This is a genomic window from Croceibacter sp., assembly GCF_002716225.1.
Classification (GTDB): Bacteria; Bacteroidota; Bacteroidia; order Flavobacteriales; family Flavobacteriaceae; genus Croceibacter; species Croceibacter atlanticus.
Genome location: NZ_PAZX01000008.1, coordinates 93535 through 118525, shown reverse-complemented (window position 1 = coordinate 118525; position 24991 = coordinate 93535). Strand labels below are relative to the sequence as shown.

The 24991-nt window shown below is 33.8% G+C and carries 21 protein-coding genes; 14 read left to right on the top strand and 7 right to left on the bottom strand.

Going from position 1 to position 24991, the window contains the following annotated elements; translation table 11 throughout:
• Window positions 1-98 precede the first annotated feature (98 nt).
• The 6 genes from CL818_RS06495 to CL818_RS06465 all read left to right on the top strand — a co-directional run bounded on the left by CL818_RS06495 (window position 99) and on the right by CL818_RS06465 (window position 8159).
• Window positions 99-2348, top strand: coding sequence for a phage tail-like protein (locus CL818_RS06495; protein WP_272973317.1), 2250 nt, complete (start codon window positions 99-101; stop codon window positions 2346-2348).
• Window positions 2349-2523: 175 nt separating this feature from the next.
• A complete protein-coding gene (locus tag CL818_RS06490; RefSeq protein ID WP_013185892.1) occupies window positions 2524-3354 on the top strand; it encodes a phage tail-like protein in 831 nt (276 codons plus the stop codon).
• 165 nt (window positions 3355-3519) lie between these two features.
• Window positions 3520-5007: a phage tail-like protein gene (locus CL818_RS06485; protein WP_286972370.1), complete on the top strand. Its 1488-nt coding sequence runs from the start codon at window positions 3520-3522 to the stop codon at window positions 5005-5007.
• A 376-nt stretch (window positions 5008-5383) separates the two neighbouring features.
• Complete coding sequence (locus CL818_RS06475) at window positions 5384-5542, top strand: C1orf53 family protein (RefSeq protein ID WP_286972366.1); 159 nt, start codon at window positions 5384-5386, stop codon at window positions 5540-5542.
• Window positions 5543-5592: 50 nt separating this feature from the next.
• Window positions 5593-7581 carry a urocanate hydratase gene (gene hutU / locus CL818_RS06470; protein ID WP_286972364.1) on the top strand — a complete coding sequence of 663 codons (1989 nt, stop codon included), beginning with the start codon at window positions 5593-5595 and terminating at the stop codon, window positions 7579-7581.
• A gap of 26 nt (window positions 7582-7607) precedes the next feature.
• Window positions 7608-8159: a DUF4136 domain-containing protein gene (locus CL818_RS06465; protein ID WP_286972362.1), complete on the top strand. Its 552-nt coding sequence runs from the start codon at window positions 7608-7610 to the stop codon at window positions 8157-8159.
• Window positions 8160-8262: 103 nt separating this feature from the next.
• Here the strand turns inward: CL818_RS06465 and rodA are convergent, their stop codons facing one another.
• The 6 genes from rodA to purH all read right to left on the bottom strand — a co-directional run bounded on the left by rodA (window position 8263) and on the right by purH (window position 15321).
• Window positions 8263-9516: a rod shape-determining protein RodA gene (gene rodA, locus CL818_RS06460; protein ID WP_286972360.1), complete on the bottom strand. Its 1254-nt coding sequence runs from the start codon at window positions 9514-9516 to the stop codon at window positions 8263-8265.
• A complete protein-coding gene (gene mrdA, locus CL818_RS06455; protein WP_286972358.1) occupies window positions 9516-11384 on the bottom strand; it encodes a penicillin-binding protein 2 in 1869 nt (622 codons plus the stop codon). Before mrdA ends, rodA begins: the two co-directional genes overlap by 1 nt.
• Complete coding sequence (locus CL818_RS06450) at window positions 11381-11884, bottom strand: hypothetical protein (protein WP_013185885.1); 504 nt, start codon at window positions 11882-11884, stop codon at window positions 11381-11383. Before CL818_RS06450 ends, mrdA begins: the two co-directional genes overlap by 4 nt.
• The gene (mreC, locus tag CL818_RS06445) at window positions 11877-12707 is read right to left on the bottom strand and encodes a rod shape-determining protein MreC (RefSeq protein WP_041240837.1); all 831 of its coding nucleotides are present in this window, start codon (window positions 12705-12707) and stop codon (window positions 11877-11879) included. The genes CL818_RS06450 and mreC overlap by 8 nt, the downstream gene beginning before the upstream one ends.
• A 12-nt stretch (window positions 12708-12719) precedes the next feature.
• Window positions 12720-13748, bottom strand: coding sequence for a rod shape-determining protein (locus tag CL818_RS06440; RefSeq protein WP_272973325.1), 1029 nt, complete (start codon window positions 13746-13748; stop codon window positions 12720-12722).
• Window positions 13749-13788: 40 nt separating this feature from the next.
• Entirely contained in the window at window positions 13789-15321 is a 1533-nt protein-coding gene (gene purH, locus CL818_RS06435; protein WP_286972354.1) for a bifunctional phosphoribosylaminoimidazolecarboxamide formyltransferase/IMP cyclohydrolase, read from the bottom strand.
• Between the two features lie 193 nt (window positions 15322-15514).
• Here purH and CL818_RS06430 point away from each other — a divergent pair, with 193 nt between their 5' ends.
• Window positions 15515-16768, top strand: a complete 1254-nt coding sequence (locus CL818_RS06430) for an ABC transporter permease (protein ID WP_219360402.1) — start codon at window positions 15515-15517, stop codon at window positions 16766-16768.
• A 15-nt stretch (window positions 16769-16783) separates the two neighbouring features.
• Here CL818_RS06430 and CL818_RS06425 read toward each other — a convergent pair whose 3' ends face one another.
• A complete protein-coding gene (locus CL818_RS06425) occupies window positions 16784-17266 on the bottom strand; it encodes an XrtF-associated fRMsr-like GAF protein (protein WP_272973326.1) in 483 nt (160 codons plus the stop codon).
• Between the two features lie 31 nt (window positions 17267-17297).
• On the opposite strand from CL818_RS06425, the gene xrtF reads away from it, so the two are divergent.
• The 7 genes from xrtF to CL818_RS06390 all read left to right on the top strand — a co-directional run bounded on the left by xrtF (window position 17298) and on the right by CL818_RS06390 (window position 24921).
• Window positions 17298-17846 carry an exosortase family protein XrtF gene (xrtF, locus tag CL818_RS06420; protein WP_041241052.1) on the top strand — a complete coding sequence of 183 codons (549 nt, stop codon included), beginning with the start codon at window positions 17298-17300 and terminating at the stop codon, window positions 17844-17846.
• Complete coding sequence (locus tag CL818_RS06415; protein ID WP_272973327.1) at window positions 17843-18277, top strand: exosortase F system-associated membrane protein; 435 nt, start codon at window positions 17843-17845, stop codon at window positions 18275-18277. Before xrtF ends, CL818_RS06415 begins: the two co-directional genes overlap by 4 nt.
• Window positions 18278-18311: 34 nt before the next feature.
• The gene (locus tag CL818_RS06410; protein WP_013185877.1) at window positions 18312-18857 is read left to right on the top strand and encodes a DUF3347 domain-containing protein; all 546 of its coding nucleotides are present in this window, start codon (window positions 18312-18314) and stop codon (window positions 18855-18857) included.
• Between the two features lie 965 nt (window positions 18858-19822).
• Window positions 19823-21283: an arginine decarboxylase gene (locus tag CL818_RS06405; RefSeq protein ID WP_286972335.1), complete on the top strand. Its 1461-nt coding sequence runs from the start codon at window positions 19823-19825 to the stop codon at window positions 21281-21283.
• 2 nt (window positions 21284-21285) lie between these two features.
• A complete protein-coding gene (speB, locus tag CL818_RS06400; RefSeq protein ID WP_013185874.1) occupies window positions 21286-22236 on the top strand; it encodes an agmatinase in 951 nt (316 codons plus the stop codon).
• Window positions 22226-23200 carry a deoxyhypusine synthase family protein gene (locus CL818_RS06395; RefSeq protein WP_286972326.1) on the top strand — a complete coding sequence of 325 codons (975 nt, stop codon included), beginning with the start codon at window positions 22226-22228 and terminating at the stop codon, window positions 23198-23200. The genes speB and CL818_RS06395 overlap by 11 nt, the downstream gene beginning before the upstream one ends.
• 188 nt (window positions 23201-23388) lie before the next feature.
• Window positions 23389-24921, top strand: a complete 1533-nt coding sequence (locus CL818_RS06390; protein ID WP_286972324.1) for a bifunctional GNAT family N-acetyltransferase/carbon-nitrogen hydrolase family protein — start codon at window positions 23389-23391, stop codon at window positions 24919-24921.
• Window positions 24922-24991: the final 70 nt, after the last annotated feature.

Below are 24991 nucleotides of genomic sequence, written 5' to 3'. Positions count from 1 at the left end.
AATTTAACGGTTAAAATATACTTATTGCAAATAAATTAGCTTAATATATTGTTTTTAATAATTATTTAAATATAATTGTAGTGTATATCTTACAAGCTATGAAAATAAAACTACAAAAATATCTTATTGTTACTCTACTGGTATTAGGTGTGTTACCCTTTACTTACGCGCAAGTGGGCATAAATATTACCGATCCTAATGGCGGTGCACTTTTAGATGTTAGTTCTAGAGAAAAAGGAGTTTTAATCCCAAGAATAAATATTACCGATTTAACAACTATTGCCCCAATTTCTGGACTTATATCATTTGCAGAAGAAATGGCTGCAGAAAGTCTATTAGTATATAATATTAATGATACAACTGGAAGAGGATTTCATTATTGGGATGGCACAACTTGGATACCTTTAGGAGATAAAAATTTAGGAAAAGATGACTTAACTCAGTCTGAAGAGCCAAGAACTTATGATATGAATGGCGAGGATCTTAATTTTACAAATGGTGCTTTCGGTATAAATACACCAAATCCCAATGGTGCAATTGAAGCTACAAGTACAGAAAATTATAATGCCTATACATTTACTCAAGATAACAGTTTAACTGGAGAAAAGGATGTCTTTACTATTGAAGATCAAGATGCAGGTGGCGGTGCACAAGACCACAGTTCTGTACTAAAAGTGCTAAAAAGTGGTAATATTAACTCAGGTGATAATGGGTTTAGCTTAATTGAATTGGCAAACACAGGCTCAGATCCTGGTGCTAATAAGTATTGGATTTCAGGAAGGAAGATTGATGAGTCTGCAGTGCTTTGGGGAGTAGATATTACAGACAATGATTTTTGGTCTAAAGGTGGATTAACTCTTGGTATTACAGAAAACACAAATGGAACATATAGCTCAGGTACATTTAGAGTAGACGAAGATGGTGATACCAGTATAGGAACTGTAGGTGCTGTAGCTAGTGCAAAACTTGAACTAACTGCTGCTGATAAAGGATTTTTAACTACTAGAGTGTCATTAGTAGCTACAGATGATGCAACTAATCCTATTAATGCTCCAGCTACGGGACTTTTGGTATACAATACTGCTACAGCAGGAACAGGCTCAACCGCAGTTGCTCCAGGATTTTATTATTGGGATAGTTCACGTTGGGTAGCCTTGGATGGAACTAATGGAAAAGATTGGTCTTTATTAGGAAATATAGGAACTAATCCAGCAAACAATTATTTGGGTACAATAGATAATGCAGACTTGGTAATTAGAACTAATGCTACAGAACGAATGCGAATTGATGGTACGGATGGAAATATTGGTGTAAATGTAGCACCTAATACAGCAGCTAGACTTACAGTTACATCAACAGGAACTGAAAATGCAATAAATGCAAATACCGCTAATGCCACTGGTCGTGCTATTTTAGCAACTAATACTGCTGTAAACGGAGTTGGAATTGTTGCTTCTGGTAGCAATTCTGGGATTTTGACATATGCAGGTGTTGGTGGAAATTTTAATGGAGGTGGAATTGGTGGAACAGGAACCGGCACTAGTTCTCGAGGAATTGGATTTGCTGGTATAGGTAATAACGGAAATCAAGTGTTATTTCCCGATACAGGTGCAGGTGTCGTAGGGAATGGTGAATTTACTGGTGTATATGGTCTTGCAACAGGTACTTCAGGTATAAGACAAGCTGCATCATTTAGATTAAACAAATCAGGTAGCGCTGTTGACCCTGCAGACGATGATCCAGTTGCAGTCTTAGCTGGTTACGATGGAAGTGACTATTTTGGTGGTTTTTTTGATGGTAATCAAGATAATAATATAAACGGAGGAGGTGTTTTTGTAGATCATAGAGATTATGCTTATGTAGCAATGAAAGTTGGTAATACTAATTATAAAATTATAGGTGGCGGTAGTGTCTCAACCCTTGTAAATGATAATGAAGGAAATAAAAGAGTTTTATTTGCACCAGAAGCACCTGAAATTCTATTTGAAGATTATGGTACTGGAAAATTAGTTAATGGTAAAGCCACTATAACTTTAGATCCATTATTAAGTAAGTCTATTTTTGTTTCAGATAAATTTCCACTTAAGGTATTTATTCAATTAGAAGGAGATTGTAATGGAGTTTTTGTAACCAATAAATCTCAAACAGGATTTACTGTAATCGAATTAAATAATGGAAATTCAAATGTTCCATTCTCATGGCACATAGTAGCTAACAGAGCAGATTCTTTAAATTCCAACGGCGAGGTTTCATCTAAGCATGTAGGAGTAAGGTTTCCAATTGGACCTCAGCCATTAAAACCAACGAGAACTACATCTCAATCTCATTCAAAAGAACATAAAAATTAAATTTCATCACAGCTTAATTATAACTAATCACAAATATTTGTATTTAAGCTATTTAGTGTCTGTTAAGTAGGATAATACTCACTATTCGATTACATTTATTATTGTAAATGATAATTGAAGTTAAATGAACCTACTAAAACTCAACGTTTCAATTTTTATTAGTTTGCTGTTCTCTATGTCAGTGTTTTCGCAAGTAGGGATAAATACAGATTCACCTGCAGAAGATTCTATTTTAGATATTGAAAGTACAGATAAAGGAATTTTAATCCCAAGAATAAACCTTCCAGATGCAAACTCTATTTCACCAATTACTAATATTCCAGAAGGAAATTCTGAAGGATTGTTAGTTTACAATACCAATCCGGGAAATGAAGGTTTTTACTATTGGAAAGACAATAAATGGAATGGCATTTCTGGTAATACTATTGGAGATATTAAAAATGGTTTTCAAATAGAAGATCATGGTGGCTGGTATATTTTAGATGGACGCTTAATTTCTTCATTACCACCAAAGGCACAGGCTCATGCTGAAGCAATTTTTGGAGTTACTGCAACTAATTTACCTGATGCAACCGATAAATTTTTGAAAGCCAAAAATGGTTCAGAAACATTAGCTAGCACAGAAGGAAGTAATACAGTTTCAATTACACAAGCTAATTTGCCAAATTATAATTTACCAACAGCAACTACAGATGTTAAAGGTGATCATGGTCACCAGTATCAAGATAAAGGAAGTGATGAGATTGAGGTTGTTGTAGATTTAACCTTTGGTGATATAATGCTTACAGTCGCAGGTATAATAAATGTAAATTTAGGACCATTACTATCAAGTGGTACAGAAATTTATACAGAACAAGTTGCAAATAAAAATTCAGTATCAAGAAACACAGCAAGCGAAGGCAATCATACTCATGAAGTTGTTGTCAATTCTGGAGGATCTAACGAACCTCTAAACAATGTGCCTTCTAGTTTAATCACTAACGTTTTTGTATATCTGGGTGAGTAGATACATGCTTTTTAATGTATAGATTCATATTCACAACACAATTTAATATTACATCACTAGTAATTGTATTTTATCTTTAAATGTTGCATCTCAGCGAGTTAACTAATATTTAACAAGCGCTTAATGTCTTGCGTATTACTTTTATACCCTTAATAAAAGTTATATATGGTTAATAATTACCGTCTTATTGTAATGCTATTTATTGCATTACTTTCTTATTCAAGTTGGTCTCAAGTAGGTATTAATACAACTACGCCAAATAACGGATCTCTTTTAGATGTAGATGCAAGAGATAAGGGCATTTTAATACCCAGAATAAATATTACAGACCTTTCAAACATAGCTCCAATTGCAGGTTTGGCAAATGCTTTAGAAATATCTTCTGCTGAAAGTTTATTAGTATATAATACTAACACAAGTACAGGAAAAGGTTTTCATTATTGGGATGGTACAACTTGGATTCCATTGGGTGATAAAAATTTAGGAAAGGATGATTTAACACAGTCAGAAGAGCCGAGAACCTATGATATGAACGGTGAAGACCTTAATTTTACTAATGGTGCTTTTGGTATAAATACACCAAATCCTAACGGCGCTTTTGAAGCCACAAGTACAGAAAATTATAATGCATATACGTTTACACAAGACAACAGCCTAACTGGAGAAAAAGATGTCTTAACTATAGAAGATCAAGATGTAGGTGGCGGAGGTCAAGACCATAGCTCTGTTTTGAAAGTTCTAAAGAGTGGAAATATTAATACTGGCGATAATGGTTTTAGCTTAATTGAATTAGCAAATACGGGAACAAANCCTGGAAATAATAAATATTGGATCTCTGGTCGTACTACAGATGAAGGNGCTCCACTTTGGGGCGTAGATGTTACAGATAATGATTATTGGTCTGATGGCGGAATTACACTAGGAGTTACAACCAACTCTAATGGTACTTATTCAAATGGGAACTTTAGGGTGAATAATAATGGAGATGTAGGAATTAAAAATACAAATCCTCAAGAAGCATTGCATATTTCNGGAGCAAACGAAACAATNAGAATAGAAAGTCTGAATGAAGCTAATAATAACATAAATATTAATTCAATTCCCGAACCAGTTTATGTTGATAACGAAGGAAATTTGATTTTACAACCAACACTAACTCAAGTGTACATGGATCAAAATAATTTAAATTTTCTTGGGAATGGTGTATTTATGGAAACTACTGGTGCGAGGATCACTCAGCTTGTATTTTCAACGACAATTACACTTTTAGAAAGCTCTTTAGTAAATATTACATATTCACTACCAACTATTATTACTCCATTTGGCGAATCTTCAGGTATTATTCAAGACGGTCATCCACGTAATTTTAGAAGTTATATTAGAGTAGGTACAGATGCAAATGATGCATTGGCAAACGATTCAGATAGGTATGGTTATGCATCTGCTATATTTGTAAACGATGAAAATGAAAGCGGAGGAAATATATCAATAAGTAATGGATGGTATTATATTGTAGGTAATGGATTTGTAGAACTGCCAGCAGGTACACATACTATACAATTAATGGGTGAAATTATAGGAGGAGATTTTGGCTTTAGGGCTACTTTTGGTACTTCAGATTATGAAAGATTTCAAGTTATTGTTCATCGCTAAAATTTATTAATACTTCCAAAACCTCCAAAGTCCTCTATTCTTTAAATATGATAAATTTGTTTCATTAGTGTAGGCTTCTCTCTCAAAGCTAATATTTTTATAGGCAATGANCCTGTTTCCATATTTATACCACTTCAGTAAAAANTCAACAGCATACCATATATAAAAAAAGACAATCAATAANTCCAGTTGTTGTCTTAAATGTATGCGCTCATGATTTAAAAGTATTGGATCATTTTTAAGAGAATTACTCCTTAGTATTATAAATGGCCAAAGGGTAATCCCATTAAATCCTTCGCGCAAAAGAAATCGATTTACAATCACAAACATAAGTTCAAGATAAGAATCTTATTTTTGTGTTGAAAGAACACAACAGATGNAATTTAAAAAGCGAATACCTATTGAAGANGGAGATTATTATCTAACTCCAGAAGGCTACAAGTGCTTTACAGAACAATACCATTTAAAAAGAGGTTACTGTTGTGAAAGTGGCTGCCGCCATTGCCCATATGGATTCAATAAAGCTAAAAAATAGATCATAAATAAAGACACCCTAAATCTTATATCTAAAGACCAACACACAATATGACTTTTAAAGACGAAATTTTACAAGGGATACCAGAACACTTACCTGCACCTAAACATTATGATGCAACAGTTAACCATGCACCAAAACGAAAAAAAATTCTTACTGCAGAAGAGGAAAAGTTAGCTCTTAAAAATGCCCTTCGTTATTTTGAAGCNAAACATCANAAAACACTGCTTCCTGAGTTTAAACAAGAGTTAGAGAANTATGGTCGTATATACATGTATAGGTTTCGTCCAGATTATAAGATTTANGCAAGACCNATAGAAGAGTATCCAGGTGANAGNGANCAAGCAAAGGGTTTAATGTTAATGATACAAAACAACCTAGACCACGCAGTAGCACAACACCCACACGAATTAATTACTTATGGTGGTAATGGTGCGGTNTTTCAAAACTGGGCACAATATAGNTTNGTCATGCAGTATCTGGCAACTATGAATAATGAGCAAACTTTGGTAATGTANTCTGGGCATCCGTTAGGATTGTTTCCNTCTCATAAAGAAGCACCACGTGTTGTAGTTACCAATGGTATGATGATCCCTAATTACTCGCAACCAGATGACTGGGAAAAGTTTAATGCATTAGGNGTTACNCAATATGGTCAAATGACGGCAGGAAGTTATATGTATATTGGTCCTCANGGTATTGTTCACGGTACAACGATTACAGTNCTTAATGGCTTCAGAAAAATAAATAAAGAAACCAAAGGTGGTTTATTTGTTACATCTGGTTTAGGAGGAATGAGTGGCGCGCAACCAAAAGCAGGTAATATTGCAGGATGTATAACAGTTTGTGCAGAAGTTAATCCAAAAGCAACACATACAAGACATTCGCAAGGTTGGGTAGATGAAGTAATAGATGATTTAAATACATTATCTCAACGTGTTGTAAAAGCAAAGCAAAACAAGGAAACGGTATCTATAGCATATCAAGGAAATATNGTTGAAGTTTGGGAGCATTTTGANAAAGAAAATATTACTATAGATTTAGGNAGCGATCAAACTTCCCTACACAATCCTTGGGCTGGTGGTTACTATCCAGTTGGTTTAACTTACGAAGAAGCTAACAATTTAATGGCTAATAAACCAGAGGCTTTTAAGGAGAAAGTTCAAGAAAGCCTTAAAAGACAAGCTAAAGCAATTAATAAACACACAGAGAANGGAACATATTTNTTTGATTATGGCAATGCATTTTTACTTGAAGCTTCTAGAGCAGGAGCAGATGTCATGTCAACTGAAGCTAATAAAGAATTTAAATACCCGAGTTACGTTCAAGATATAATGGGGCCAATGTGCTTCGATTATGGTTTTGGACCATTTCGTTGGGTTTGTGCTTCAGGAAAGTCAGAAGATCTTCAACAAACAGATGCTATTGCAACTAAAGTTTTAGAGCAATTAATGAAAGAGGCTCCAAAAGAAATACAGCANCAAATGCAAGATAATATTACTTGGATAAAAGGTGCTCAGGAGAATAAATTAGTTGTGGGATCTCAAGCCAGAATTTTATATGCAGATGCNAATGGCCGTATGAAAATAGCAGAAGCTTTTAATACTGCAATTAACAATGGCGAAATTGGNCCAGTTATTTTAGGAAGAGATCATCATGATGTTTCTGGGACAGATTCACCGTATCGTGAAACCTCGAATATATATGATGGTAGTCGTTTCACAGCAGATATGGCTATACATAATGTAATTGGAGATAGTTTTAGAGGAGCCACTTGGGTTAGTATCCATAATGGTGGTGGTGTAGGTTGGGGAGAAGTTGTTAATGGTGGCTTTGGTATGCTTCTTGATGGTAGNAAGGAGGCTGCAAATAGGTTACGTTCTATGTTATTTTGGGATGTTAATAATGGGATTGCAAGACGATCTTGGGCTCGTAATGATGAAGCGATTTTTGCTATAAAACGAGCTATGGAAAGTGANCCAAACCTTAAAGTTACATTGCCAAATTTAGTAGACGATCATTTGCTTAATTCGTTATAAATATCACTATTAAAAACATTACCATTATGAACTCATTTAAACTATTAGTTTTAGGAGTCTTTGTATTAGTATTATCATCTTGTAGCAGTGTTCGTGTTGCTGCAGATTATGATAAAGATGCAAACTTNGACTCTTACAACACTTTTGCCTTCTTTAAGCCTGGCATTGATAAGGCTGAAATTAATGATATAGACAAGAAACGTATTTTACGTGCTATTGAAGCTGAGCTTACTGCTAAAGGCTTTACTAAATCTGAAAATCCTAATATGCTTGTAAGCATATTTACAAAGACTAAGGAAAATGTAAACATTTATAATAATAACTTAGGCTATGGTGGCTGGTATGGTTGGGGATGGCAACCATTTTATTGGGGTACAGGTTACAACACTGTTAGCTCTACCACAGAAGGTACTTTGTATATAGATTTTATAGATGCAGATCGTAAAGAGTTAGTATGGCAAGGTATGGGCTCTGCAGCTTTAGTTACCTCAAATAATATTGAACGTAAAGAAGAGCGTATTAAAGAAATAGTAAAGGAAATTATTGAAAGATATCCTCCAGGTAGTTATAAAAACTAATCTTTGATTGTAATACCTATACTAAAAGAGTAAAATACTCGGCTTTAANAAGTCGGGTATTTTTTTTGGATTTTATTTATAATATTAGATGTAGAGANANTAGTTAAGACCAAAATGTAAGTCGTTCTGAATCTAATTTAATAAATATAAAAAGTAAAATTGTGAAACCCCAAAGACCACTACCACCATAGCTNAAAAAAGGAAGAGGTATACCAACTGTAGGAAATATGCCAGTAACCATACCAATATTAACCAAAAAGTGAACAAATAAAATACCGGCTACGCTATAGCCATAAATTCGATTAAATTGTCTTTTNTGCCGTTCTGCTAAGTAAATTATCCGCAGTAAAAGCGCAACAAATAATACAACAACTAAGGTGCTTCCTAAAAATCCCCATTCTTCACCAACAGTACTAAAAATATAATCTGTATGTTGCTCTGGAACAAAGTTTCCTTTTGTTTGTGTGCCTTCTGTCCAACCACGACCAAACCAACTTCCGCTACCTATAGCAATTTCACTTTGGTTGGTATTGTAACCAATACCCTTACTATCTACTTCTTTTCCTAATACAATATTAAAACGGTCTCTATGACGTTGTTCAAANACNTTATTAAAAATGTAGCTTACAGAATANGCTANCCCNACAGCAATAATGAGCAAACCTAAGTAATGAGAAAGTTTTGGCTTTCGTTTTCTATTAAATAAAAAGATTAAAATTAAAAGGGTTGCTGTGCAGATAGAAACCATTAATGGTCCTATTAGCAATGTGGTTACAAATAAAGTTATTGCAGAAATACCAACGGCTAAATAAACACCACTTAAACCTTCTCTATATAAAGGGAAGAAAAATGCTGCGTANACCAAAGCACTGCCAGGATCTGGTTGTGGTATAATAATTAAAGCCGGCAAAGCAATAATTACAAAAGCCTTTAATTGGTGTTTTATGTTCTTTACATTAGTTTCAATATCACTAATATATTTAGNGAGTGCTAATGCTGTTGCAGCTTTGGCAAACTCACTTGGTTGTAAGCTGAAACTACCGAAACTATACCAAGAGGTAGCTCCAGATATGGTTTTNCCAAAAACAAATANTCCNATTAAAGAGAGTAGTGCTATTATATAAATAACNCCAGAAAACTTCTCATAAAACTTAGCCTCTATACTTAACATGATTATGATAAGAAATACACTAAGAATTATAAATAAGAGTTGTTTGCCGTATGGTTGCCCTAAGTCCAAATAACCAGTGGCAGCGTCGCTTAGGGATGCGGAGTAAATATTTCCCCAACCAAAACCAACAAGTACAAAGAATATGAGTATTGTAATCCAATCAAAATTAGCGATACTTCTAAGCATTACTGATTTATTTTAAATGGTTCNCCACTAACTGGTTTTGCATACTCNTCNTGCAAACTATTTTCTAAAACCCACTTTTCTAAATCGGTTCTTGTAATTTCACCTTTCAAATACTTTTCGATAAGTAAACTTGCTATTCTNCCNGCATAGCGTGCGCCCCAATATCCATTTTCAACGAGAATGGCTAAGGCTATTTTAGGGTTTTCTTTAGGTGCAAATGCGATAAATACACTATGATCTGTTAGTTGAGTTTTCTTACCATCAATTTTTGTAAAATTCTCNGCAGTTCCTGTTTTTCCNCAGATTTCAATTCCTGGAACTTTAAGAAAATTAGCAGTTCCGTAGTTATATACATCATGTAAACCTTCAATAACCGGTTCAAAATTCTCTGGTGAAACTGTGGTGTATTTTTTTTCTGTGTAGTTGCTATCTTCAATAGGTTTTCCATTTACCTCTTTAAGTATATGTGGCGTGTAAAACCATCCTCTATTAGCAATAGCAGCCATCATATTGGCTAANTGTATAGGACTCATTANTACTTCACCTTGCCCAATTGCATTAGATAGTGTTGCTGTAGCATACCATTTGTAGGTAGGATACCTATAGGCACGATTATAAAAATNTGAATCTGGTACTAATCCTTTTTTGCCTATTGGAAGATCTGTTCCTAAGTAATTTCCTAAACCAAAACTTGACAAATGTTTCTTCCATCGGTCTATACCTTCTTGTGGTGTATCATACTTTTCAATAGTTCTTCGATAAACATTCGCAAAATATGCATTACAAGAATTTGCAATTCCAGGTACCATAGATAAAGGAGATGCATGACTGTGACAACCCATATGGCCACGTTTACCATAAGAATATCCCATATGACAGCTAAAACGTTCTTTAGTGTCAACCACATTTTCTTCTAAGCCAATAAGCGCTGTTAAAGCTTTAAAAGGTGAGCCTGGCGGATACTCTCCTTGCAANCCTCTNTCAAACAATGGTTTAGATATGCTGTCGTAATATAGTTTGGTGTAATTTCTAGATCGTTTTCTTCCCACTAGCATAGAAGGATCGTAATTTGGAGCAGTAACTAGAGCTAATATCTCACCAGTAGAAGGCTCGATAGCCACAATACCACCTCTTTTATTTACCATGAGTTGTTCTGCATAGTCTTGTAACTTAGAGTCTATAGTAATAGTTAGGTCTTTACCTTTTACAGGTAACGTGTCATATACGCCTTCTTTGTAAGGCCCAATATCTCTATTAAACCTNTCCTTCTGAATATATTTTACNCCCTTTTTTCCGCGTAAAATTTCTTCGTATTGCTCCTCTACACCTTGTTTNCCTATTAAATCTCCAGATTGGTAATATGGGTTTTTCTTTATGTCACCATTATTAACCTCTGCNATATATCCTAAAACATTAGCTGCATCATCTATTTTGTAATCTCTAAGTGAACGTTTTTGAATATAGAACCCCGTAAATTTCCTCATTTTTTCCTGAAGAAAAGCATATTCTTTTTTGGTGAGTTGAGGTACGACTACCGAAGATAATCTNGGAGACCAAATTTTAGCTTTTGTAAGGCGTTCTTCAAGTTGNTCTTTTGTAATACTTAAAATATTACAAAGCTCTAGTGTGTCGAAAGGCTTTACATTTCTAGGAATAACCATAACATCATAAGATGGCTGGTTGGCTACTAATAGCTTTCCGTCCCGATCAAAGATATAACCGCGTTGTGGGTAATCATAAACAACCTTTAACGCATTGTTTGCCGAAAGTGCCTGAAATGAATCATCGAAAATTTGCAGGTAAAATAATCGTCCTAAAAAAACGAAACCTGTTATGATTATGATGCTAAATAGTAAGAGTTTTCTCAAGTTCTTTTTTTGCTAAAAAGTGTTGTTGTTATAATTATGACGAGTATGCTAAATACTCCTGAAAACAACGTGTTTTTCAATATGCTTAGTATATGGGAAGCATTGAAAATTTCCAAAGAAAATAGTGTTAAATGATGTACAAGTACCATTAGGGTAATGTACGTAAGTCTTGACCCAAATGGTGTTTTGCTGAATTTTAAGGTTTGGTAATCATAACTTAAACCAAATGAGAACCTTAGGATAAGTGGCCTTACGTATGCCATTAGCAGACATGCGCAAGCATGCATTCCTCCAGAATCTTCAAACATGTCCACAGTTATACCTAATAGGAAACTAAAGAATAACAAGCGAGTTTGATTAATACCTGCAGGTAATAATATGATGAATAAAATATATAGGTAAGGATTTATATACCCTAAAAAATTAATGTCATTTAACAATAATACCTGTAGTAAGATTAAAACCACAAAACGGACAATATGTATAAATGGATTATTCATTTAATATTGTTGAGTTTTTAAGTGAATCTAATTCTGGTTTCATTAAATTTTCAATAACATATACAGGACCTATGCCAGTCATGTCGTTAAAGAGTTCAACATTAATTTTATAGTAACTTTTACTTTGGTCTAAACTAAAGTCGCTGATTTTTCCTACAGGAATACCTTTCGGAAAAATTGATGAGTTACCTGAAGTTATAATAGTATCACCAACTTTTACAGGTGCTAATCTACCAACATCTATAAGTTGAGCTTTGTAAGGAGACTCGCCATTCCAACTTAATGTTCCAAAATGGTCAGATTTTTTTAAACCTACATTAATTTCAAGGTTGCTGTTTAATATTGAAATAATTCTAGAATAGTTAGAAGATGTGTTTTCAATAATCCCTAATAAACCATTTGGTGTAATTACACCCATATCTGGTTTAATGCTATCTTTTTGTCCTTTGTTTATAAGAATATAATTGTCCTTTTTTGAAAAGCTATTGGCAATTACAGTAGCATTATAAAATTTATAAGGTGAGTTATAGGTTGCAGTATCAGTAAAACTTGTGTCTATAGGTATAGATTTAAATCGTTCTAACTGCAATCGTAATTGCTGGTTTTCTTTTACTAATGTTGTATTTACGTCTCTAAGATTAAAGTAAGAATCTATAGATGATCCAAAACCAAAAACATTGCCACTTAAAAAGTTGGTAGAGCTTATCCATTTACTTTTATGATAGGAGTGAGACTCAACAGTAAACGCTAATGATATAGCAAACAAGAAAAGAAACAGCAAGGTATTTTTGTTCCGAATAAGGAAGCTGAGTATTTGCTGCATAAGGTTTGTTTTTTATTTAAGAAGTACGCCTTTGTATCTGCTTAAATTTTTTAGTGTTATACCTGTTCCTCTAACTACAGCACGTAATGGGTCTTCTGCAATATACACAGGTAAGTCTGTTTTTTGTGATAAACGTTTATCTAAACCACGTAACATAGAACCACCACCTGCAAGATAAATACCAGTATTGTAAATATCTGCAGCAAGTTCTGGAGGCGTTTGCCCTAAGGTTTCCATCACAGCATCTTCAATTCTAAGAATAGATTTGTCTAATGCTTTAGCTATTTCTCTATGAGAAATTTGTACTTGCTTAGGTTTACCAGTTAATAAATCACGGCCTTGCACGCTCATATCTTCTGGTGGCACCTCTAAATCTTCTGTAGCAGCACCTATTTGTATCTTAATTTTTTCTGCAGTACGTTCTCCAACATATAAGTTATGCTGTGTACGCATATAGTATACAATATCATTTGTAAATACATCTCCTGCAATTTTTACAGATTTGTCACAAACAATACCACCAAGAGCTATAACTGCAATCTCTGTGGTACCACCACCTATATCTACAATCATATTTCCTTTTGGTTGCATAATGTCTACACCAATACCTATAGCGGCTGCCATAGGTTCGTGAATAAGATATACTTCTTTACCCTTAACACGTTCTGCACTTTCCTTAACCGCTCGCATTTCTACCTCTGTTATTCCAGAAGGAATACAAATAACCATTCTTAAATCTGGGCGAAAGAACTTTTTCTTTAATGCAGGTATTTCTTGAATAAACATTTTTATCATCTGTTCACTCGCATCAAAATCTGCAATAACACCATCTTTTAATGGGCGTATTGTTTTAATGTTTTCGTGGGTCTTTCCTTGCATCATTGCAGCTTCACGTCCTACGGCAATTATTTTGCCACTAGTGCGGTCTCTTGCTACTATTGACGGGCTATCTACAACAACTTTGTCATTGTGAATAATGAGTGTGTTTGCAGTTCCAAGGTCAATTGCAACTTCTTCAGTTAGAAAATCAAAAAGTCCCATTTATGTGTTGTGGTTAAGAAATTTCGTAAATGTATAAAATTTAGTGTTTAAAATGGCGTGTTCCTGTCATTACCATAGCTATTTTATGGTCATTACAGTAATCTATGCTTAATTGATCTTTTATTGAACCGCCAGGTTGTATAACGGCAGAAATTCCTGCTTGGTCTGCAATCTCTACACAATCTGGAAAAGGGAAAAATGCATCACTTGCCATAACCGCACCATCTAGTTCAAAATCAAAGCTTTTTGCCTTTTCAATACTTTGTCTTAAAGCATCTACTCTTGAGGTTTGTCCTGTACCGCTTGCACATAATTGCTTGTTCTTAGCTAGTACTATGGTGTTACTCTTTGTGTGTTTGCATATTTTTGAGGCAAACAATAAATCTTCTATTTGTTCTTCGGTTGGCTTTATGTCTGTAGCATAGCTAAAGTTTTCTTTAGCATCTGTTATATGATCTCTGTCCTGCACTAAAGCACCATTTAAACATGTTCTTACAATGGTTTCAGGTAGTTTAGCTTCTTTTTGAATTAATAAAATTCTGTTTTTCTTACCCTTTAAAACTTTTTCTGCATCTTTTGAAAAGCTTGGTGCTATAACAACTTCACAAAATAATTTATGAATTTCGTTTGCAGTAGCCACATCAATCTCACTATTACTAATTAAGATACCACCAAATGCAGAAACAGGATCTCCAGCTAGCGCATCTTTGTAAGCATTAAGCACTGTATCTCTTTGTGCAATACCACAAGCATTATTATGTTTTAAAATAGCAAATGTTGGCGCATCTCCATTAAACTCATTCATAAGGTTAACAGCAGCATCAACATCTAATAAGTTATTATAAGATAATTCCTTACCGTGAAGTTTATCAAACATTGCATCAAAATCTCCGAAGAAAAATCCTTTTTGGTGTGGGTTTTCCCCATAACGCAATGCTTTACCTTTTGTTTCGCTAATCTTTAATGCTGGCACATCGTGTTCGCTATTGAAATAATTAAAGATAGCCGAATCATAATGAGACGACACATTAAATGCTTTACCAGCAAAACGCTTACGGTCTGCTAAAGTAGTTTCGCCATTTCCATTAGAGATGACATCTAAAAACTCTGAATAATCTTCCATAGAAGATACACAAATAACATCTTTAAAGTTTTTAGCAGCAGCACGAATAAGTGAAATACCTCCAATGTCAATTTTTTCGATAATATCCTGCTCGCTTGCACCAGATGCAACCGTTTTTTCAAAAGGATATAAATCAACTATAACAATATCTAATTGAGGAATGTCAAACTCTGTCATTTGTGCCACATCACTCTCGTTGTCTTGTCTATTTAAAATACCACCAAATACTTTTGGGTGCAATGTTTTAACTCGACCTCCTAAGATAGATGGGTATGAAGTCACATCTTCTACAGCAACACAGTTTATACCTAAACCTTTTATAAATTTCTCTGTACCACCTGTAGAGTATATGGTAACGCCTAGGTCGTTTAATTTTCTAACAATTGGTTCTAAACCTTCTTTATGAAAGACAGATATTAATGCTGATGTTGCTTTTTTTGTGTGGCTCATTGTGGTTTGTTTATTAAAGGTGCAAAAATACCATTTTGATGCAGTAATTTATAACCTAAAAGGGTAATTAATTTCACAAATTTGTAACAAGTTATTAAGACAGGCGTCAAATGTATGTGCTGCGTGTTTTTGTCTACAAGTTGTAGGACTTAATTAAGCCAATTTTTTAATAAAACTTGAGTAACTTACACTTATGTTAATCTATTTTAGAGTCTTAAAAGAAAGCTTCAACTTTGCTATAAATGCATTGCGTAATAATATGTTACGTACATTCTTGTCGTTACTTGGTGTAACAATAGGAATCTTTTCTATCATTGGAGTTCTTGCAGCGGTTGATTCTTTAAAACAAGAAATTACAGGAAGCTTAAGCTCTTTAGACAATAGCACAATGTATGTAATGCGTTTTTCTTTTGGTCCTACAGAAATACCACAATGGAAACGAGAGCAATTTCCAGATGTTACATATGAAGAATACCAATACCTTAAGAGAAATGTATCGGATATTGAAGCTATTACCTATACATTAAACGTAGCTCCAGAAACTTTAAAATATCAAGATAACTCGGTTTCTAGTGTAAATCTAGCACCAGTAACAGATGAGTATTATGATATTGAAGCATTGCAAATTGCAAAAGGGCGCTTTTTTAATGAACAAGAATCTAATTCTGGCTCACCAGTTATAGTTATTGGAGATGAGATTGCAAACAACCTCTTTGGTAATTTTGATCCTATAGGAAAGCAAATTAGAGTTTATGGCCAAAAGCTTACCGTAGTTGGTGTTCTTAAAAAAGAAGGTTCAGGACTTTTTGGAGATAGTAAGGATACAGCAGCTATGCTACCTGTTAACTTAGTAAGGCGTGTTTTTGGAGACAATAACAAATCTGTTTTTCCTGCAATAATTCTGAAACCTGAATCTGGTGTAGATATTCCAGAATTTACAGCGCTCTTAGGACAGCAAATGAGACGTAAACGTGGCTTAAAACCAGATGAGATAGATAACTTCTTTGTAAACCAACTTCAGGGTTTTGCAGATTTTATAGATAATATAACTGGACAGATGAATATTATTGGTCTCATTATCTCTGGCTTTTCACTTTTAGTAGGAGGTTTCGGGATTGCCAATATTATGTTTGTAAGTGTAAAGGAGCGTACCAACCTTATTGGTATTCAAAAATCTCTTGGAGCTAAAAACAGATTTATATTGTATCAATTTTTATTTGAAGCTGTTATCTTGGCTGTAATAGGAGGCCTAGTAGGACTCTTTTTTGTGTGGATAATATCTTTAATCGCCTCTAGCTTTACAGGAGATTTTGAGTTTGTACTTTCTCCATTTAACATGTTTATAGGTACAGCAATATCTGCCGTAATTGGCTTAGTTTCTGGTATTGTGCCAGCAGTTTCAGCATCTAAATTAGATCCTGTTGAAGCTATAAGAACTGGAATGTAAAATGTGATTGAGGTTTTAAGCCTCTAAGAGTTCAGCAACTTTTTTGTTTACCCATACCAAGAAATCTGTATCTGCATCTGTAAAGGGATCTGCAGTATGGCTATCTATATCTATCTGGCCAATATTTTCGCCATTTACAAATAAAGGAATCACTATTTCTGCCTTCACAAATATGCTGCAAGCAATATAGTTGTCTTGAGCCTTAACATCTGGCACTACAAAGTTTTCGTTAGAGACTGCAACTTGACCGCAAATACCTTTGCCAAACGGAATTATTGTATGATCTGTTTCCTCACCAGCATAAGCGCGTAATTTTAATTCTGGTTTATCGCCATTTTTAAAATAAAAGCCTACCCAATCATAGTAGTCTACTTTAGACTCTAACGCTTCACAAATTTGTGTAAGACGATGGTCTACAGATAAATTTTTATTATCAATAATGGTTTCAACTTCTAATTTTAAGTTGTCTAATATATTTGTAGAAACAGATGTACTCATTTGTAATAATTATGTTTTAATTTGCGACACTATGCGCGAACTATTTGGCAAATATAAGTCGGTAATCCGTTTTATCCTTACGTTTTTAGGGAGTTATTTTTTACTTGCTTTAGTATATCAAGGGTATTTAAAATTTGGAGCATCAGACGTGTATTATCCAGATTACATAACCCATTTGGTAGCACAGCAAAGTGAAGCTGTAATTAATGCTTTTGGATATGAGTCTGTTGTGGAGCCACATCCAGATGAAGCTTCAATGAAATTGTATATAAATGGAAACTATTTAGCACGTGTTGTAGAAGGTTGTAATGCCATTAGTGTTATGATTCTTTTTGTTGCTTTTATCATTGCATTTTTTGATACTTGGAAAAGTACACTGCTTTACATTTTAGCAGGTACAGCATTAATTTATGGGCTTAATATTTTTAGAATTGCATTCCTATGTATAGGTATTTTTGAGTATCCTGAACAGTACCATTTACTGCACGGGATATTGTTTCCATTAGTTATTTATGGTATTGTTTTTTTACTATGGCTAGTTTGGGTAAATAGGTTCTCTAGAAAGAAAGTTAACACATGAAAACACTTATAAAGCTAGTTTGTATAGGTTTCTTGTTAGTTTGCTTGGCAGCAATTCGCTTTTTTGAAACTAGTTTGTTTTATGATCCGTTGCTTAACTTCTTTCACAGTGATTATTTAAAAGGTGTAACACCGGAGTTTCATTTTGGTAAACTAGTAGGTTATACAATACTTAGATTTTTATTAAATACTGCAATTTCATTACTTATTCTTTATGTAGCATTTAAAGACAGCAGTGTATTAAAATTTTCTGCACTTTTATATACAATAGTATTTGTTGCTTTAATTTCTGTGTTTTGTATTATGTTATTGCAAATAGAGCAGATAGATAATTTTATGCCATTGTTCTATGTTCGTAGGTTTTTAATACAGCCTGTTATGGTAATATTATTATTACCTGCATTTTACTATTACAAGCGGCAGCACGATTAGAAAATCTATATCTTTGTAAGAAAAACACGTATCTATGAAACGCAATTCTTACTTAGTATTAGCTTTAGGTTTATTTTTGGTTATGTCTTGTAAAAACAACTCTAAAGACACAGATACTCCAGAAACTGTAACAGTAAATACTACAGCAAAAGAAATACATAAGGCAGCACCAACTACGGTTGAGTTTTCATCAGATGAGGTTGCTATAGCTTATAGCGGCTATAATGCCATTAAGACAGCCTTGGTAAATACTAATTTTTCTGAAGCAAAAAGCAAAGCAGAAACATCTTTAGATACCCTAAGAAAGACAGAGTTAAAATCTGGTTATATTGATGCATTAGCATTATTAGCTGTTGAAGATAATATAGATGGTCAAAGAGAAGCGTTTGAAGCGGTTACTCAAGAAATGACCAATTTAGTTGAAGGGAACATAGCAACTGGTAAATTATATTACCAATACTGTCCTATGGCATTTAATAACAAAGGTGCTTATTGGTTAAGTAATGAGGAAGCAATACGTAATCCTTACTTTGGAGATAAAATGCTTAAATGTGGATTGGTAGAGCGTGATATTGAATAACTATTCGCGAAGACTGGAAAACATCTCTTAGCAAATTAAACATGTTTCTAGTACATAATGTACGGATATAGTGCGTTCTTTTATTAGACAATATTAAAGTTAATTGGAGCACCGTTATTTCATCGATATTATAGTTAAATTATAGCTAAAGCATATACAAGCAGTCTTGGTTCCCTCGTACATTTATACTGTTTTTAAAACCGTACTATTATGGGAACACAAAAGCAATCTATGAAGCCACAACCTAAAAAGGCACAGCCTAAAAAAGTTGAAACAAAGGCTCCTCAGGTTACTTCTAAGAAGAAGTAATTTTTGAGTATACCTAACCACATGTTAGGTGCAATTTAAAAGACAGAATATACTGTACAGGTCGCCTTAAAAAAGCGGCCTGTTTTTTTATGTGTTAAAAGTTCATAAACAAGTATTGTAACTAGCGTTTTTTAGAGTTTAATGCCACCATTATGGTTTATATTTTATTGCATTTTTAATACAAAATACATTTATAATTAACTGAAATACAATTAGTTGTGGAGTTTTTGTTAAATTTTATGTCAAGATATACAAAGCATTGGTTTTTGATATAAATTCGTACCCTCAAAACAGATAACTAATTCCTGTTTTACTACATTTGAAAACTAATTTTAGATTCGGGCTTAAAGGATTCTTGAAGTCAACCTCAAAAGCTGTTCATCGTCTTGAACACCGAAATCTCCAGGCGACTTCCTTGGTTTTCATACCGTCATTTATAATGGCGCTATCATTCTTTTTTACCCCATACAATATTTGAATACCGACTCTAAATTCTCCTTAAGTTTTTAGAATAGTTTCACAGTATCTTATTACACTATAACATTTAAAACCAATAGCTTTGAGATACTTGTGTTTAGAAAACACATTTATATTATTATTTAATCCTTTGGCAATCAGTTAGTATTGCTATAATATTCTGTAAAAGGAAATTTCACATGAAAACAAAATATATAGATCTTATAGATCAAAGCTTTTACTTTCCACAAGAAGAGTTNAAGCTAAATAAAAATAATTTAGAGTTTCACGGTATAGACCTAATGAAACTAATTTCAGAATACGGTGCGCCTTTAAAGTTTACCTATTTGCCTAAAATTTCAGACAACATAAATCGAGCTAAGGAATGGTTTAGAGTTGCTATGAAAGAGCACAATTATAAAGGGAAATATCATTATTGTTATTGCACTAAAAGCAGTCACTTTCAATACGTTTTACATGAAGCTTTAAAAAATGATATTCATATTGAAACCTCTTCGGCTTTTGATATAGANATTGTAGAAAGTTTAAAAGAACAAGGCAAGATTAAGAATGANACNTTTGTAATATGTAATGGTTTTAAAAGAGACCAGTATTTAGAAAATATTGCGCGTCTTATTAANAATGGTCACGAAAACTGTATACCAGTTATAGATAACTATGAAGAGCTAAATCTTTTAGGAGATGTTGTTACTAAAAAATACAATATTGGTATTCGAATAGCTTCAGAAGAAGAACCAAAATTCGAATTTTATACATCTAGATTAGGTATAGGTTACAAAAATATTGTTCCATTTTACAATAATCAAATAAAGGATAACCCTCAAGTTAACCTTAAAATGTTACACTTCTTTATTAATACTGGTATTAGAGATACTGCGTATTACTGGAATGAGTTGGTAAAATGTTTAAAGGTATATGTAAGCTTAAAAAAAATCTGTCCAACATTAGACAGTTTAAACATTGGTGGTGGTTTTCCTATAAAAAACTCATTAGCATTTGAGTATGACTACCAATATATGATAAGTGAAATTATTAACCAGATTAAGCAGGTTTGTGATGAAGCCGATGTNCCGGTTCCTAATATCTTCACAGAATTTGGAAGCTTTACAGTAGGCGAAAGTGGTGGTGCTATATATGAGGTGCTTTACCAGAAACAACAAAACGACCGCGAAAAATGGAATATGATTAACTCATCGTTCATTACAACAATGCCAGATACTTGGGCTATAAACAAGCGTTTTGTAATGTTAGCAGTAAATAGGTGGAATGAAGAATATGAACGCGTACTTCTTGGAGGTCTTACTTGTGATAGTGATGATTACTATAACAGTGANCAACACATGAATGCAATTTACTTGCCTAAATATAAAAAAGACAAACCGCTATATATAGGNTTTTTTAATACTGGNGCTTACCAAGAAACCATAGGTGGCTTTGGAGGATTGCATCACTGCTTAATACCGCAACCTAAACATTTATTAATAGATAAGGATGAAGATGGAAACATAACAACAAGTGTTTTCTCAGGNCAACAAACCTCAGAGCAAATGTTGTCCTTACTAGGTTACGGCAATGCACAACAAACAGATAACAATAATAAATCAACAACCAATTTTGCTTCAAAAGCATATTTCTTATAATCATGAGTACAACTAAAAATTATGCAGGCATTCCAGATGAATTCGCGAATGCAGAAACTTCTAAAATCGTTCTTATTCCTGTTCCTTATGATGGTACAAGTACTTGGGGAAAAGGAGCAGATAAAGGTCCTGAGGCATTTTTACACGCTTCAGAACAAATGGAATTGTATGATATAGAAACAGAGACAGAGGTTTATAAACAAGGCGTTTATCTTGCAGATCCTGTTACAGAAAGTGAGACACCAAAAAAAATGGCTAAAGCCGTTCATGATATTACAAAAGGACATATAAAACGCAACAAGTTTGTAACCTTATTTGGTGGAGAACATTCAATATCTATAGGAGCTATAAGAGCTTTTAATGAGTGTTTTGAAGATTTAACAGTCTTACAAATAGATGCCCATACAGATCTTAGAAAGAAATATGAAGGCAGCAAATACAACCATGCGTGTGCTGTTTATGAAGCTAATGAAACTACTAACCTTATACAAGTAGGTATACGTAGTATGGACATAGCCGAAACAACAGTAATGAATAAAGACAATGTCTTTTTTGCTCACGATATGGCAACAGATGATTATTGGATGGATAATGCTGTAGAGTTAATGACAGATAATGTTTACATCACTTTTGATTTAGATGCATTCGACCCATCAATCATGCCATCTACTGGAACACCAGAACCAGGAGGATTACTTTGGTATGAGACTTTAGAATTTCTAAAAAAGGTATTTACCGAAAAAAATGTGGTAGGGTTTGATATTGTTGAGCTTTGCCCAAATAAAAATGACAAGTCTTCAGACTTTTTAGCAGCTAAACTNTATTACAAGATGCTTACATACAAGTTTGAAAACGAAGCTATCGATGCAGCTTTTGATCACGAATCTGAATACAATGCATCACAAAAAAAACAACTTTCTAACAAAACACAACACGACGATTATGAGCAATAATAAGCCAATTTCAAATTTTATTGAAAAATACTTCCTACACTTTAATGCTGCTTCTTTAGTAGATGCTGCTAAAGGGTACGAAACAAAACTTAACGAAGGCTCAAAAATGTTGGTGTCTTTGGCAGGTGCTATGAGTACTGCAGAAATCGGGAAGATATTTGCAGAGATTATACGCCAAGATAAGGTACATATCGTGTCTTGTACAGGTGCAAACCTAGAGGAAGATTTAATGAATTTAGTTGCACATAGCCACTACAAACGTATTCCTAATTACCGTGACTTAACACCTCANGACGAATGGGATTTACTTGAAAAAGGATTAAATAGAGTTACAGATACATGTATTCCAGAAGAAGAAGCTTTCCGTAGGTTACAAGAACACATTGTGAAAATTTGGAAAGATGCAGAAGCTAAAGGAGAACGCTATTTTCCTCATGAGTATATGTACAAACTTTTNCTATCTGGAGTTTTAGAGGAGTATTATGAGATAGATTTAAAAGACAGCTGGATGTATGCTGCGGCAGAAAAGAATTTACCAATAGTTGTTCCTGGTTGGGAAGACAGTACAATGGGTAACATTTTTGCAAGCTACGTANTAAAAGGAGAGCTTAAAGCAAGTACTGTAAAATCTGGTATAGAGTACATGACATTCTTGGCAGATTGGTATACAGAAAACTCAAAGAACGGTATTGGCTTTTTCCAAATTGGTGGTGGTATNGCTGGAGATTTTCCTATTTGTGTTGTACCAATGCTATACCAAGATATGGAACGTACAGATACACCTTTCTGGAATTATTTTTGTCAAATATCAGACTCAACTACCAGTTACGGTAGTTACTCTGGAGCTGTGCCAAATGAAAAAATTACTTGGGGTAAATTAGATATAGATACACCTAAATTCATAATTGAAAGTGATGCTACAATAGTAGCGCCATTAGTGTTTGCATATTTGTTGGAAATGTAATGAGTTTAAGAAATTGGGGTTAGTGTACTTTNANATTTCAGTTTTAAAAGCACAAAGNTTATTTTTAAAAGAGATAATACTAAAAACCTAATCCCAATTTCCTAATACATTCAAAATTAAAAAATCTTGTTTAAGNCTGAAGTTCGCTATAGNAANCAACCATCGNCCTAAACTATACCATAAATAAAATGGACATAAGTAAAATTGAAAATATTGAGCTGCATTACCTCACTATTCAAGATTATGAAGCTTTAAAAGAAGCAACATTACAATCTTATGGTGGTATCCCTAATTCGTATTGGAAATTAGAGGAAATAGGAAAGCTTATATCTATTTTTCCCGAAGGTCAAGTTATCATTAAGATAGACGGTAAAATTGCTGGTTGTGCNTTATCTATCATAGTAGATTATGACAAGATTGAAAACCAGCATACCTATGATGATATTACGAGTGATCCTACCTTTAAGATTCATGACAAAGATGGAGATGTTCTTTATGGGATAGATGTGTTTATAAAACCAGACTATAGAGGTTTGCGTTTAGGAAGACGTTTGTATGATTACCGTAAAGAACTTTGTGAAACACTAAACTTAAAAAGTATAGTATTTGGTGGGCGTATGCCTAACTATCATTTGCACGCCGATAAATTTTCACCTAAACAATATCTAGATAAAGTAAAGCGTAAGGAGATTGAAGATCCTGTATTAAACTTTCAAATGTCTAATGATTTTCATCCAGTACGTATTTTAAAAGGCTANTTAGAAGGNGATCAGGCTTCTGGAGAGTTTGCTGTGTTAATGGAATGGGATAACATTTATTATACAAAACCTAGCAAGGCAGTTTCAACCAATAAAAGCGTGGTGCGATTGGGATTAATACAATGGCAAATGCGTCCTTATAATGATTTAGACGAGCTATTGCATCAAGTTGAATATTTTGTAGATAGTGTTGCTGGCTACCGAAGTGACTTTGCAGTATTCCCAGAATTTTTTAATGCGCCATTAATGGCAAAATATAATGATTTAGGTGAAGCTGANGCTATTAGAGAATTAGCAAAGTATACAAAGGAAATTACAAACAGATTGTCTGAGCTTGCCATATCTTATAACATAAATATTATTTCTGGAAGTATGCCAGAAGTAAAACGCAATAAGTTATATAACGTTGGTTACCTGTGTAGAAGAGATGGTAGTGTAGAACGTTATGAAAAGATACACGTTACTCCAGATGAAGCTAAAGTTTGGGGAATGCAAAATGGTAACAAGCTTAAAACCTTNGATACAGATTGTGGTAAAATAGGCATCTTAATTTGTTACGATTCAGAGTTTCCAGAACTGTCTAGGTTATTGTCCGATGAAGGTATGGATATCTTATTTGTACCATTTTTAACAGATACACAAAATGGCTATTCTCGTGTTAGGCTTTGTTCTCAAGCAAGAGCTGTAGAGAATGAGTGTTATGTTGCTATTGCTGGTAGTGTTGGTAACTTACCAAATGTTCATAATATGGATATACANTATGCACAAAGTGCTGTATTTACACCTTGTGANTTTTCATTTCCTAGNAATGGTATTAAAGCAGAAGCTACACCAAACACAGAAATGATTTTAGTGGCAGATGTTAATATAGATTTGTTGCGAGAACTGCATAATTTTGGAGCTGTTAAAAACCTTAAAGACAGACGTAAAGATTTTTATACACTAGAGCGTAAAAAGAAATAACACACAACCTGCAAANTTAGCTCTGGAGAGTTAATTTGTAAATTCATAGAGATTACGCAAAGTAATTTTG

Bases quoted from the DNA above. Each gene is read 5' to 3' on its own strand.
- CL818_RS06410 (WP_013185877.1), top strand. From the start codon at position 18,312: ATGAAACGCAATTCTTACTTAGTATTAGCTTTAGGTTTATTTTTGGTT.
- CL818_RS06490 (WP_013185892.1), top strand. From the start codon at position 2,524: ATGTCAGTGTTTTCGCAAGTAGGGATAAATACAGATTCACCTGCAGAA.
- CL818_RS06415 (WP_272973327.1), top strand. From the start codon at position 17,843: ATGAAAACACTTATAAAGCTAGTTTGTATAGGTTTCTTGTTAGTTTGC.
- purH (WP_286972354.1), bottom strand. From the start codon at position 15,321: ATGAGCCACACAAAAAAAGCAACATCAGCATTAATATCTGTCTTTCAT.
- CL818_RS06440 (WP_272973325.1), bottom strand. From the start codon at position 13,748: ATGGGACTTTTTGATTTTCTAACTGAAGAAGTTGCAATTGACCTTGGA.
- CL818_RS06430 (WP_219360402.1), top strand. From the start codon at position 15,515: ATGTTAATCTATTTTAGAGTCTTAAAAGAAAGCTTCAACTTTGCTATA.
- CL818_RS06495 (WP_272973317.1), top strand. From the start codon at position 99: ATGAAAATAAAACTACAAAAATATCTTATTGTTACTCTACTGGTATTA.
- CL818_RS06450 (WP_013185885.1), bottom strand. From the start codon at position 11,884: ATGAATAATCCATTTATACATATTGTCCGTTTTGTGGTTTTAATCTTA.
- CL818_RS06425 (WP_272973326.1), bottom strand. From the start codon at position 17,266: ATGAGTACATCTGTTTCTACAAATATATTAGACAACTTAAAATTAGAA.
- mreC (WP_041240837.1), bottom strand. From the start codon at position 12,707: ATGCAGCAAATACTCAGCTTCCTTATTCGGAACAAAAATACCTTGCTG.
- xrtF (WP_041241052.1), top strand. From the start codon at position 17,298: ATGCGCGAACTATTTGGCAAATATAAGTCGGTAATCCGTTTTATCCTT.